Origin of the sequence: Oscillibacter sp. 1-3 (assembly GCF_000403435.2) — a bacterium.
In the GTDB taxonomy this organism is placed as follows: domain Bacteria; phylum Bacillota; class Clostridia; order Oscillospirales; family Oscillospiraceae; genus Oscillibacter.
Genome location: NZ_KE159708.1, coordinates 41,283 through 54,175 on the forward strand (window position 1 = coordinate 41,283; position 12,893 = coordinate 54,175).

Sequence of the window (12,893 nt, forward strand, 5' to 3'; positions counted from 1 at the left end):
GACCTCTCCTTAAATATATAATGTGTTTGGTCCTCAGCGGTCCGGCCCCCGGGGAGCATGATCTGCCGCTCCCTGGGGGATTTGCCTGGGTGCCGCTGAGACAAACAAAAGCGGTGCGAGATATAAAATCCCACACCGCATATCAGACACAAACCCCAAACCCGGCCTTGTAAATTCATGAAAAGTCCGGTATAATGAGGCTGGCGCAGTTATACTGTTGTGTGGGAGGTGTAGCTCCCGCATAGGGGCGGGGGTGCTGCTAACACCCTTCGCCCTGCCTTTGTTTGTCGTAGTCATATTATAAACCTGCATATCCTGAAATGCAAGGTATATCAAGATATTTTTAGGGCCTCTGTCTATATCGGCAGAGGCCCTTTTTTTGATGTGTACTTTTCAAAGCCGCAGAAAAAGGGAGTTAAAATTTTCTTATATTTTTTGCTTCTTTCTTTCTCTTCTTCTGTTACCAATATATTCCGCCCGCTTTTTGTTGTGCAATATGCAGAATTCCACCGAGGTGAAACAGATGATTCTGATTTGAATTTTCCGCAATAATTTATCTATAAAACTGCGCTCGAGCTGGAACAAGTCGTGCTTGAATCGTTTTGTTAAAGTTGTAGAAATTCGGATAGACGGCAAATATATCTCGTTTTTTTGTTTACAAAATTCAGTTTTCGCGGTATAGTGATAGATGGCCAGGGAAACTGCTGTGTGCCGGAAAATAGTCAAATGCGCCACTGGCGAAATGACGAACCGGCGCTTTGTGAATGTTGCAAGGTCATGGACAGGCGTGGTACCACCTGTCTGTGCCGATAATTTAGCGTATCAATGGCCTAATCTATAGAAAGGACATGTCTATAATGAGATTCTTAAATCAATTTTTGAAGTTTGCGGCGGACCAGTTTTTCATGAACAAGGTCTTGACCGTCACTGGTTTGCGCGAGTGGCTGGACCATTCCACAAAGGCCAAGCTCGGTTGGATTGTCGATGCGGTGATTACCGTTGATGACACGCCGTACAAGTGCAAAGACGGTGTGGTTGCCAATAATCTTTACGAGAAGTTGGCGCTCAAGGTGGAGAAGAAGCCCGCTGTCTCCGTCGGTGATTGTGTCATGCCGGTCAATCCGGTCTGCACCGTCTATGGTGATTATCGCAATCAGTTGTCCGTCCGCTGTGATGATGTCGTGGCTGCGCCCGTGACCGGCGCGGATGGAAAGAAGGCTTGATTATGTTTGGGACGTATGACCCTGGAGCCTCGCGCCTCCGGTACGCCGCCCCCTACACAAAATTCTGTGTAGGGGGCGGGGTCCTACTGATTGTGTCGTGGATGCTGTTCTTGTTTAGGCGAGTGGTGCTTGCTGTTCCCTCTAATGTTTTTATTAGTGACCTTGTTCTTCAACGGGCTGCGTTTCACCTGGGGCTGGCTGGCGTGTTCCTCTCTCTCTTGGCTTGTATTATAATACTTGCGTCTGTCTACGCCTTTGGCTTGTGGCCGGATACTGCCAGGATTCGGCATTTCGTTCGCCGAGGCCTGTGCTGCCCCGCCTACGGTAATCCGCTTGGACTGCGGGACGGAGAACTTCTCCCCATAGTAGACTGCCAGGAAGTTAGCAGAGGCGTTTATGACATTAAGGTTACCGCGACTACAAAATCAGTGGATGATTTAGCCAAAATGGCCCCGCTTATCTCCGGGTATTTGCAGGGCCGGCTTTGGGCTTTTGCCATTACCGAGATAATCCCCTCCGAAGCTTGTAACTTTATCATTTTCCGCGCCGATGATGTTTTGGCAGATAAGAGCATTACATATCGTTCTGTGCGGAAAATGCGGCCTTTGAGTCCCTATAAACTGGCCGTCCAGTACGGCACAGATATTGACCTGACTACTTCCGGTTCCATGTTGATTGTCGGTAAAACGAGGGGCGGCAAAACGACCGGCGTGATTGCTCTGCTGCTGCAAGTCCTTTTGCAAGGCCCGGATGAATTTGGGAGCGAAGTTATGGTCGTTGACCCTAAACAGGCCGAGTTGAGCCGTTTCCCTCGTACGCGTACGCTGGACGAGGACGGCGAAGCCAGGGCAATTTTGGATGGGATGAAGCGATTTACCGCTTCCATCAAAGAGCGGCAGAAAGTCCTGAATGACCTGTCAGAAAAGACGGGCGATGCGGTCCATTGGTGGGATGCGGGTATGCACCCGTCCATACTGTTCATTGACGAGTATGTGGGTCTGCGGTCCGTTTTGCCAGCGAAAGCCGCCAAGGGTGATGACTACTGCCTTGAGACATTTGACCGTCTTGTTAAAGTGATTGTGACTACCGGAGCTTCTGCGGGATGCTATATGATTATCAGCATTGCCCAGGCTAGTGCCGGAGAGGGCGGCTTGCCGACTATGATTAAGTCGGCCATGACTACGCGGGTCCTGTTCAAGCCCACCCTGAATGAGGGCAGCTTCATCTGGGACCGGACCAGCCTGGAGGCTATCAGCCGCTTTCCTGCGGGCAAACAGGGTGACGCATGGTTTTCCTCGACCGATGGGGAGCATGAAACCGTGAGCCGTGTGCACTTTCCCCGCATGAAATTTCTGGTCTATAGGGAACTGGGACGGTTACTTAAAGAGTATTACGGCGACTGATACCTGATTTCACCGCCCCGCCGTGCGATAAGCAAAGGCGGGGCGGTGTCAGGTGCCAATTTCCTATATTACCTATAAAATTTGCCGCGCTGGGCTTGTTATAGCGCGGCAAAGATCCGGTGTCAAAGTGTCAAAAACCATCGAGGAGAACATGCGAAGCCATGAGCGACAACAACGCCATTCGATGCAAAAACATGATGTACACGCAGCAAATCGACCATTTACCTCCGGACATTAAGACGGCCAGTGATTTAGCGGCCCATATTGAAAACGTGCTGGCTCCAAAGGAATATGCGGTTATTTTACACGACCAGGATATAAGCGAGGACGGAACGCCCGCAGAGGCACATCTTCATGCAATGCTGTGCTTCAAAAACGCCCGTTATCTCTCCGCAGTAGCCAAAGCGCTGGGTGATAAGGAGCAATATGTCCAAAAGTGGGACGGGGAAGCCAACAACGGACATGCCTACTTGATACACGCGACCCGCAAGGCCCAAAAGGCGGGTAAACATCCGTATGACCCGTGTGCTGTGGTTGCCAATTTCAATTTCCCCGAGCGCATGAAAGCGATTGTTACAGAGATCGAGCAGGCCAAAGCCGGGCATAACGCCTGTAATGTGGATGCTCTTTTAGATTTATTGTACATTGGCGGAACGACCAAGGCTGAAATCGAAAAGCAGCTCTCCGGCTCCCAATATGCCAAGTACCGCCGTCAGATTGAGGACGTGGACGCCAAGCGGCTGATAAAAGAGGCCGAAAAATGGCGGGCGGAAATGAAAGCGAAAAACGCTCAAATCCGGGTTATATGGATTTACGGCCCCTCCGGTACGGGCAAGACCAGTCTTGCCAAAGAGTACGCCCAGAAGAAAGGCGAGCCTTATTTTGTTTCCGGTTCCAGCCGAGACATTTTTCAGGGCTATAACGGAGAGCACACCCTGATTTAGGACGAGCTTCGACCTAGAGTAATCGCCTACTCGGATTTGCTGCGCATCCTTGACCCGCATGGCATTGACAATCGGGTGATGGCCCCTTGCCGCTATAACGACAAGCCCCTTGCCTGTGACTTGATTATCATCACCACTCCCTATATGCCGTCGGAATTTTACGGTGTTCAATTCCCCGCTGTTTTGGGGCCTAATGTCATAGATAGCCTCGACCAGCTTGCGCGGCGGATTTCTCTTACAATTGAAATGTCAGGGCGGAAGATTAAGGCGATGCAATATCGCCCGCTCCCGTTCCAGACGACCAGTGGCTGGTACTGGGCCATTCCAGGTACGGAGCGTCCCAATCCATATTCTTCTCTGGCAAGACCCACGCCGCCTAATCAAGAGGAAGGTATTTACAATTCCATATTTGAAGATTGATTTTATAGGAGCCTTGAAGTGCATTTTTCAAAATCTGCGATTACCAGCACAGATGATCTGCCCCTTGTGCTGACGGTTTCTGATGTTTCAAAAATCCTCGGCATCGGAAAGAATACCGCCTATGACTTTATCCGCAGCGGGGCCATCAAGAGTGTTCGGGTGGGGCGTCAAATCCGCGTCCCAAAGTCTGCGTTTTTAGAATTTCTATCATAATATTATCCAGAAAAGTTGATTATCCGCCACGTATGATGTATAATAATCTTAGTTTTTAGTACGTCTGCGTGGCGGATAAGGAGGATATATGCCACGCACAAAATCTATGGGCCGTGCCGCCAACGGTAACGGCACCATCCGCAAAAAGACCGTTACGAAAAATGGCAAGAAATATACCTATTGGGAAGCCCGCTGCACGGTGGGCTATGACCCGGGAACCGGAAAGCAAATTCAACGTTCCATCAGCGGCAAGACCCAGAAAGAGGTTGCCCAGAAGTTAAAGCAAATGTCCCTGGATGTGGACAACGGGACCTATCAGGAATCGTCTAAAATGACCGTAGGCGAATGGCTGGATATTTGGCTGGAAACCTACCTTGGAGGCGTAAGACCTTACACAGTCCTGAACTATACCCAGCACGTCAACAACCACATCAAGCCCGCCCTTGGGAAAGTAAGGCTTGATAAGCTGAACACCCATACCATTCAGCAGTTTTACAATGAACTTGGGACTGCTCACGGAGATAAGCCCGGACTGTCACCCAAAACGATTAAGTGCGTCCATGGGATTTTCCACAAGGCTTTGCAACAGGCAATTGCGATAGGCTATCTGCACTCGAATCCTACGACTGCCTGTGAACTGCCGAAAGCAGAGCGGAAGGACATCAAGCCTCTGGATGATGATGCAATCCGGGCCTTTATGGAAGCTATCCAGGGACACCGCTTTGAAGTTCTCTATCTGGTAACGCTGTTCACTGGCTTGCGGCGCGGCGAGGTCTGCGGCTTGACCTGGGACTGTGTAGACCTGGACCGTGGGACCATCTTCATCAATAAGCAGCTTCAACAGATTCCGGGACACTCTGGGGAATTTTGCCTCACGCCTACGAAGAACGGCAAGGGCCGCATGATTACCCCCGCCGCTTTTGTAGTAGACGCTTTGAAGCGGCATAAGGTCCTCCAGACAGAGGCCCGATTAAAGGCCGGCCCTCTCTGGCAGGAAGAGGGCCTTGTGTTCACGGATGAAGTGGGACACCGGCTTTCTCCGAATACGGTCTATCACAATTACAAGCGGCTGGTGGCCTCTATTGGTCTGCCGGATGCCCGTCTGCACGACCTCCGGCATAGCTACGCCGTGGCCTCGCTCCGGGCCGGGGACGATATTAAGACGGTTCAAAGCAATCTCGGACACCATACCGCCGCCTTTACCCTGGACGTTTATGGGCATGTCACGGAGGAAATGAAGCGGGCCAGTGCTGACCGGATGGAAAAGTTTATTCAAAGCGTTTCCGGGGCTTAAAACGAATAAGGGAAAAAATAAGGGAAACCGTTCGGGGAAAAGGCGTGGAAAAAGCCTAGAACCATTGCGGCTCTAGGCTTTTTCACTGGTCCGAGTGGCGAGACTTGAACTCACGGCCTCTTGACCCCCAGTCAAGCGCGCTACCAACTGCGCCACACCCGGATATTTAATTACACAGACTTTGTTGTCAGCTTGTATATATTAGCATAGCTTTCCAGAAAAAGCAACCCCCAAAATGCTTTTTTGCAAAAAAAATTTTCAGCCCAAACACTCTCCACCAGATAGAGCGGGGGCCTTGCATGCAGCATCGCTGGTCCACGGCATCTGCGGTGCTTCTTAGATACGTAAGCATAAAATAGGAGAGCACCTATTCTCTCGTGGTAGAATGAAAAAACAAAAAGAGTAAGCCGCGCTTGCGCAGTCAAAGAAGCAGATTGGGAAGCAGCTCCACGGGAAACAGACCCTAGATGGTGTCGTCAATAAATGAGGAGCCAAATGGCAATACAACGAATTTGGACAGCCGCAACGAAAGAAGCAAGATTTTTTGCATAACGTGTAGCAGTACCGCGCCATCTCTTGAGAAGCAGAAAAGCATTCTCAACGAGATGACGGAGTTTGTAGAGATATTCATCGTATTCTCACTGGCGTTTCCGGTTTTTTCTCGGCGGAATGACCGGAATCATTCCCACCTCGGTGGCTTTGAGAAGGATTGCGTCTGTGTCATAGCTCCGGTCTGCCAGAAGATATTTCGCCCGGAAACCCTCCATCAGTTACGCTGCAAAAGAATCGCACCGGCATACCATGCGCATCCACGGCCAAATGTATCTGGGTATTATGCCCCCTTTTGTGCGGTCCATCGCCTGATTGCCGCTCCGTGCGCCAGCAGCGTCCGGATGCGCTTTGACATGGCTGGCATCTATCATCAACCACTCAAAGTCTGTGTCATCCACCAGCGCTTCCAGAATCCTTTCCCAAATTCCCTTATCTCGCTATCGACAAAACCGTCGGTGTACATTCTTCCAGTTTTCATAAGTTTCTGGCAAGTCCCGCCAAGGCGCTCCGGTGCGCAGAATCCAGAATACTCCGTCGATAAACTGCCGGGTGTCTCGAGCATTCCCTCCTTGTGTTCCCTTTTCGCCTATAGTGTATGGCTTGATTTTCTCCCAAGCTCTATCGCTTATACCGTGTCGCCGCTGTTCCTTTCCCATTTTTCAGCCCTCCTATTTCTTTGAGGATTATTTTATCATATGTTCATTGACGATACCATCTAAAGCAGCTTATGAAGCAGAACACGGGCATTTCCAATATTGAGATCAAAAAGGAAAATATCAAGGCGTTTGAGCATACCGCCAAAAAGTACGGTATCGACTTTGTGCTGAAAAAAGACCGTACGGAAACCCCGCCCCGCTATCATGTATTCTTCAAGGGCAGGGACGCGGATGCGCTGACCGCCGCTTTCAAGGAGTTTTCCGCAAAGAAGCTGACACAGGACAAATAGCCCTCAATCCAAAAGGCATTAGCCGCTTTTCGGGAAAAGGCAAAGGAGCTGAACGCCAGCCCAAAAATCTTACACTTGGGGGAGGGCTTCACCGCCGCCTTTGCTTTCGCTGCCCCCAACTTCCACCCCGCCGATTTACTGATCGGCATTGTGGGCGCGGTGATTATCCGGCTTGCCGTTTACATGAAAGACAAGAACGCGAAGAAATACCGCAAGGGCATTGAGTACAGTTCCGCCCGCTGAGGTGCATAATCTTAACTGTAAGCAACACATATATTGACGCAGGAGGGTATGCACATGAATGATTACAGCAAAATCACAGCCCTTTACTCCCGCCTATCAGTGGGGGACGAGGACAGGGACGGCGGCGAAAGCAACTCCATACAGAACCAGAAGAAATTTCTGGAAAGCTATGCCAGACAGCTAAAATTAACCAATATCCGGCACTACATTGACGATGACGAAAGCGGCAGATTTTTTGACCGCTCTGCCTACTCCCGCATGATTGAGGACGTGGAAAACGGCAAAATAGGCGTGTGCATTATGAAAGACATGACCCGCTGGGGGCGCGACTATCTCCAAGTGGGAAACGCCATGGAGATTTTCCGCAGAAACAACGTGCGCTTTATCGCGGTAAACAACGGGATAGACAGCGAGAAGCCCGACACGTTGGAGTTTGCGCCGTTCATCAACATCATGTCAGAATGGTACGCAAGGGACATCAGCAAGAAAGTAAAAACGGGTATCCGCACAAAGGGGACGAGCGGAAAACCAATCGCAACCGAAGCCCCATACGGATATGTCAAAGACCCCGACAACAAGGATTTTTGGTTGATTGACGAAGAAGCCGCCGAAGTTGTCCGCCTTATTTTCCGCCTGTTTCTGGACGGGAAAAACCGAAACCAGATTGCCGTATATCTGAAAAATGAGCAAATCCCAACGCCCACTTTTTACATGAAAGAACGCGGGCGGGGGACGTGCAAAAGCAAGACGCTGAACGAGGAAAACCGCTACAAATGGAACAAGACAACCTTGACAAAAATCCTTACGCGGCAGGAGTATTGCGGTGATGTAGTCAACTTCAAGACAGCAAAGCATTTCCGCGACAAGCGAAACCACTATGTAGACAGAAGCCAGTGGCAGATTACGGAAAACGTGCATGAGCCGATTGTTGACCGAGCCGACTTTGAGAACGTACAGCGGATTTTGGAGAACATTCCCGTCAAACGCCCCAACGGGGACGGGGAAATCCACCCTTTGTCGGGCTTGCTTTTCTGTAAGGACTGCGGCGCAAAAATGCACATACGGATAGATTACAGGAACGGCGGCAAGCGGCATATCGCCTATTGCAGCGAGTACCACAAGGGGAAAGCCAGAAATCCGAAGTGCCATTCCCCACACATCATGGACGCGGATTTACTTATGCAGACCGTTTCGGAGGTGCTGAAAAAAATCGCGGAATACTCTATCAGCAACCGGGCAGACTTTGAAGCCTTAGTGAAAAAGAGCCTTGACGTACAGCAGACTGACCGGACCAAGAAACAGCAGAAACGTGTCCCGCAGATTACAACGCGGCTTGAACAAATCGAAAAGGTTCTGGATAAGCTGTACGAGGATAATGCCCTCGGCACGATTGAACAAGACCGTTACGAGCAGATGTCGCAGAAGTATTCAGAAGAATACTATACACTGAAAACGGAACTTGCGGAAATCAAAGAACAGTTATCCGCTTTTGAAAATGCGGGAGGGCGGGCGCAGAGGTTTGTAAAACTGACAGAACGATACGCCGATTTTGCCGAACTCACCCCCGCCATTCTCAACGAGTTTATCAGCAAAATCGAAGTGCATGAGCGCGACCAGAAACGGGCAAGATACGCCATTCAGCATATCGGGATATACTTCAACCATATCGGCAGGTTTGAGAACGAACTGACACAGCTTACCGAGCCGACAGAGCAGGAAATCATACAAATGAGGGAGGAAATCGAAGAAGCAAAAAAGGAAAAGAGCCGCGCTTACCACCGGGAATATTCCAGAGCCTACCGCGCCAGAAACATTGAAAAGCAACGGGAGTATGACCGTATCAAAGCGAGGGAATACCGGGCAAGGAAAAAGGCGCAAGCCGCCGCGTCCGCACAGTAAAATAGCAAAAACTAAATAGCCGACAGCAGAGGGGGATTTTCCGATTACGGGAAATCCCTTTTCCGCGCCCAAAGAAAGGAGCAACCCATTGACAGAAAAGAGAGAAACGCCCACCCCGCCCCGAAAGCCGGACGGTATCATCACGACCCACAGGAACGGGCAGACCATTGTTGCGGAGTTGTTTTTCAACCACAGCGGCACAGAAACATTCCGCGACAAGCTGTTGAAAATGATACTTGCCGACAGGCAGGAATAAAACGGTTATCTATAAAAATCCATTCCTATCCTATCCATTCCTATCCATTCCACGCCAGACATGAAAGGAGCGATTGACGCATGGCAAAGACCAAAGCTGAAAAAATCACGAGCATTGAGGAAGAAATCCGACAGCTTGAAAACAGGCGCAGACAGCTTGTGCAGGAGCAAAAGGCACAGGAGCGCAGGGACAGGACGAAACGCCTATGCCGCCGCATGGGGCTTTTTGAAAGCCTTGTCCCCGACACGATACCGCTGACAGAGGAGCAATTCAAGACCTTTCTTGAAAAGACGGTAATGAGCGACCAAGCCCGCCGCATACTGGACGAATTGACCGCCCGGAACGCCCCCACAGCCCCCGCACAGGGCGCGGAAACGGCGGCACAGGGTAACACGCCACCCGCCGCTAAAACCGCCCATACAGCCCGCGAGGGCGGCGCAGGCGGGGACGCGGACGGGGGCGGTTTACAAGGGTAACGGGCTTGCGCCCATACCCTTGCTTAAAGCAAGGGCGCATTATCCGAGTAAATCAATAATCCGAGGAAATCGCTCAAACCCCCGATGGTATCAAGGTTTTTATCCAAAATTCCTCGGATTATTTTTTGCTTTGGCATAGCTACTCCACACAGCTATGGGTAAGCATATTCGGGAATATAGTTACCATAATTGCCTGAAAACTGTTTCTATCCGCCAATTTTGGACAGCAGGTAATATAGTCTCGATTTTCCCAGACAAAATCTTACTAAAAATAATCCGAGAAGTTTTTGCTGAGAACCTTGATTTTAAGGACTTTTCGCTCCACTTCTCGGATTATTTTTCTCCTCGGATAATGCGCCTTATCTGAGATCTCAGATAAGGCGCACTTATATACCACATGAATGTGGTATGTGCGGTCTTGCAGACGGCGTTTTGTGCCTGTCGGCACAAAAGGAAACGGCGGGAGTTACCCGCAGAAAGGAGCGCGGCGCGTGGCAATCTACCATTGCAGTATCAAAGTCATATCCCGCGGCAAGGGCAAATCCGCTGTTGCCGCCGCCGCTTACCGGGCGGGGGAGAAAATCACAAACCAGTTTGACGGAATGACCCACGACTACACCCACAAGGGCGGTGTCGTCCACACCGAGATTTTACTGCCCGACCACGCCCCCGCCGAATATACGGACAGGGCGGTTTTGTGGAACGAGGTTGAGAAAATCGAGAAAGCCAAAAACGCCCAGCTTGCGCGGGAGATTGAAATTTCCTTACCCCGCGAACTGACGAGGGAGAAAAGCATTTCCCTTGTCCGCGAGTATGTGAAACGGCATTTTGTGGCGGCGGGAATGTGCGCCGATGTATGTTTACATGACACAGGCGGCGGCAACCCCCACGCCCATATCATGCTGACAATGCGCCCTTTTGATGAGGGCGGCGAGTGGGGAGCGAAGCAGAAAAAGGAGTACATTCTTGACAAAGACGGGGATAAAATCTATGACCCGAAGAAGCGGCAGTACAAATGCAAACCCATTCCCGCTACCGACTGGAACGAGCAGACCAAAGCGGAGGAATGGAGGGCGGCATGGGCGCAGCTTTGTAATCAAGCGTTAGAACAGAACGGACACGCGGAGCGTATCGACCACCGCAGTTATGAGCGGCAGGGGATAGACCAGATACCCACCATCCATTTAGGCGTTGCCGCTTCTGCTATGGAGAAGCGCGGCATCCGCACCGAGCGCGGCGACCTTAACCGCGAAATCGAAGTGACAAACCAGAAGTTACGGCAGTTAAAGGCGCGTATCTCCAAACTGCAAAACTGGTTGAAAGAGGAAACCGAGAACACCGAGCCGCCTACCCTTGCCGACTACATTCAGGGCATACTGTCACGCAAGGCGCAGACGGGAAAACCGGGATATTCCCAATCCCTCTATAACCTTAAAGACGCGGCAAAAATGCTGAATTTCCTGCAAACCAACAACATCATGGATATGGCGGGGCTTGATGAAAAATTCAAGTCCATGATAGGGGAACAACTGGACATTCAAGGGAAACTGAAACCCGTTGAACGGCGGCTTGCCACTCTGAAAAAGCACTTAGAGCAAGCCGACATTTATTTCAAGTGTAAGGGAAAGAAGCCGCTGACCGAAGCCGAGCAAATCTTGTTCACAACAGCGAAAGATTATCTCAAAGGCGTGATGAACGGAAAGACCACAATCCCGACAAAGGCATGGAAAGAAGAATACACCAAGCTGACCGCCGAGAGGAAAACGCTCAATCAGCGGTATCTTGCATTGAAAGAGGAAGTGAAAGAAGCGGAGAAAATCAGAAAGAATGTTTACGGTATCTTGCGGCAGGAACAGAGGGAGCAACAGACCCAAAGAAAACAAGATATGGAACGATAACAGACAGGGCGGCGGGATAGTCAATGCCTGTCACCGCCGCCCTGTTTTTGACTTTTGTTAGAACAATAAACTGTATTTTGCCCTATACACTGTATTTAGTGTTACTGTTGCTTTTTGAATGTAATCACAAATGCTCCTTTAACTTGCATTGATGTTGCCATGTAATCGTATGTCACAAGTTCCCACCCATCGGTAGCCCTTTCATTGATTAACTGGTCTAATACTTCTATATCCTTTGCACTTGCTTTGTCGGAAAACCATTTGGTTCCTACCATCAAAATTTCTGTTTTGTAAGTGTACATGATTTGTTTCCTCCTGCTGTTAATTATAATTTTATCAAACAAATTCTGATTTATCGGTTTGTACTGGAGAAAATTATACCATACCCAATACCGGAAAGCAATACGCACTTTGTTCCGTTCCGACTATCCAGACCGTCAAGGGGCGAGTAGTATTTTTTCGCAAAGTGCGCGAAAAAATCTCCACTCTTAAACCCTTGACCGTCTGGATTTTTGCCGTTGCCATTTCGCCGCCGAAAACGGGGAACAGGATAAAAAAATCCTGCCCCCGCTTTCGTCCGCTTCATTCTAACGGCAAAACCGTCTGCACTACTTCGGCGGCGAGCGGTAGGTTATGCGGTGGCTCTGCCCCCGCGCCCCCGACCTCTTCCAAAGAACAGAATGGAATGTTACGCAATAGGGCTTGAAAAGGCTTGATTTTCAAGGCGTTTCAGACACGAAAACCCACCGGGTAAGGGTTTTATACTACCCACCCGCGAAAACGGCTTCTAAGCGTCCACAGGCGCGTTTTGCGCCCCGTTTCCCGTCGCACTAACAAGGGTTTGCGTCAATAACTAAAAAAAGCACTTGACAAAACGCTTCATGGGGGACAGCCGAGGATATAAAGCCATACATAGACCCAGTATTTGAAAACAATGTCCTGCTGACACAGACGGAACGGCTCACTATGAACAACCGCCCGAAGCAGCCAAAATACGCAAGGAACAAAAACATTCTTGTGATTGGCGGTTCCGGCGGCGGCAAGACGCGCTTTTTCGTCAAACCGTCACTTATGCAAATGCACAGCAGCTGTGTTGTCACAGACCCGAAAGGGTTAGTATTTTAGG

11 protein-coding genes, 1 tRNA gene and 4 pseudogenes are annotated in these 12,893 nt (G+C 50.1%); 13 read left to right on the forward strand and 3 right to left on the reverse strand.

The window, feature by feature from the left end; all coding sequences use genetic code 11:
- The first annotated feature begins 905 nt into the window (after positions 1-905).
- From C816_RS21820 to C816_RS10615, 6 genes are all read left to right on the forward strand, one after another.
- The gene (locus C816_RS21820) at positions 906-1,223 is read left to right on the forward strand and encodes a hypothetical protein (RefSeq protein WP_242832183.1); all 318 of its coding nucleotides are present in this window, start codon (positions 906-908) and stop codon (positions 1,221-1,223) included.
- Positions 1,224-1,651: 428 nt separating this feature from the next.
- Positions 1,652-2,626: a hypothetical protein gene (locus tag C816_RS10605; RefSeq protein ID WP_155978990.1), complete on the forward strand. Its 975-nt coding sequence runs from the start codon at positions 1,652-1,654 to the stop codon at positions 2,624-2,626.
- 161 nt (positions 2,627-2,787) lie between these two features.
- Positions 2,788-3,570 carry a Rep family protein gene (locus C816_RS10610; RefSeq protein WP_016322386.1) on the forward strand — a complete coding sequence of 261 codons (783 nt, stop codon included), beginning with the start codon at positions 2,788-2,790 and terminating at the stop codon, positions 3,568-3,570.
- A gap of 120 nt (positions 3,571-3,690) precedes the next feature.
- Positions 3,691-3,990: a hypothetical protein gene (locus tag C816_RS23665; protein WP_207636919.1), complete on the forward strand. Its 300-nt coding sequence runs from the start codon at positions 3,691-3,693 to the stop codon at positions 3,988-3,990.
- 18 nt (positions 3,991-4,008) lie between these two features.
- Positions 4,009-4,203 carry a helix-turn-helix domain-containing protein gene (locus C816_RS22685; RefSeq protein ID WP_016322387.1) on the forward strand — a complete coding sequence of 65 codons (195 nt, stop codon included), beginning with the start codon at positions 4,009-4,011 and terminating at the stop codon, positions 4,201-4,203.
- A gap of 88 nt (positions 4,204-4,291) precedes the next feature.
- Positions 4,292-5,497: a site-specific integrase gene (locus tag C816_RS10615; protein WP_016322388.1), complete on the forward strand. Its 1,206-nt coding sequence runs from the start codon at positions 4,292-4,294 to the stop codon at positions 5,495-5,497.
- A gap of 86 nt (positions 5,498-5,583) precedes the next feature.
- Here the strand turns inward: C816_RS10615 and C816_RS10620 are convergent.
- A tRNA-Pro gene (locus C816_RS10620) sits at positions 5,584-5,659 on the reverse strand.
- 314 nt (positions 5,660-5,973) lie between these two features.
- Positions 5,974-6,705 (reverse strand): annotated as a pseudogene (locus C816_RS22690) (IS5 family transposase).
- Positions 6,706-6,764: 59 nt separating this feature from the next.
- On the opposite strand from C816_RS22690, the pseudogene C816_RS10635 reads away from it, so the two are divergent.
- The 6 genes and pseudogenes from C816_RS10635 to mobQ all read left to right on the forward strand — a co-directional run.
- Positions 6,765-6,992: pseudogene (locus C816_RS10635) on the forward strand (PcfB family protein); the annotation flags it as partial.
- Between the two features lie 54 nt (positions 6,993-7,046).
- A pseudogene (locus C816_RS22695) lies at positions 7,047-7,235 on the forward strand (type IV secretory system conjugative DNA transfer family protein); the annotation flags it as partial.
- Positions 7,236-7,292: 57 nt separating this feature from the next.
- Positions 7,293-9,137 (forward strand): recombinase family protein, encoded by a 1,845-nt coding sequence (locus C816_RS10640; protein ID WP_016322392.1) that lies wholly within the window; start codon positions 7,293-7,295, stop codon positions 9,135-9,137.
- 88 nt (positions 9,138-9,225) lie between these two features.
- Positions 9,226-9,393 carry a transposon-encoded TnpW family protein gene (locus C816_RS22700; protein WP_016322393.1) on the forward strand — a complete coding sequence of 56 codons (168 nt, stop codon included), beginning with the start codon at positions 9,226-9,228 and terminating at the stop codon, positions 9,391-9,393.
- Positions 9,394-9,473: 80 nt separating this feature from the next.
- The gene (locus C816_RS10645; RefSeq protein WP_016322394.1) at positions 9,474-9,869 is read left to right on the forward strand and encodes a DUF3847 domain-containing protein; all 396 of its coding nucleotides are present in this window, start codon (positions 9,474-9,476) and stop codon (positions 9,867-9,869) included.
- Between the two features lie 491 nt (positions 9,870-10,360).
- Complete coding sequence (gene mobQ, locus C816_RS10650) at positions 10,361-11,767, forward strand: MobQ family relaxase (protein ID WP_016322395.1); 1,407 nt, start codon at positions 10,361-10,363, stop codon at positions 11,765-11,767.
- A gap of 101 nt (positions 11,768-11,868) precedes the next feature.
- Here mobQ and C816_RS10655 read toward each other — a convergent pair whose 3' ends face one another.
- Positions 11,869-12,069 (reverse strand): DUF4177 domain-containing protein, encoded by a 201-nt coding sequence (locus tag C816_RS10655; protein ID WP_016322396.1) that lies wholly within the window; start codon positions 12,067-12,069, stop codon positions 11,869-11,871.
- 571 nt (positions 12,070-12,640) lie between these two features.
- On the opposite strand from C816_RS10655, the pseudogene C816_RS25615 reads away from it, so the two are divergent.
- A pseudogene (locus C816_RS25615) lies at positions 12,641-12,886 on the forward strand (type IV secretory system conjugative DNA transfer family protein); the annotation flags it as partial.
- Between the last annotated feature and the right edge of the window lie 7 nt (positions 12,887-12,893).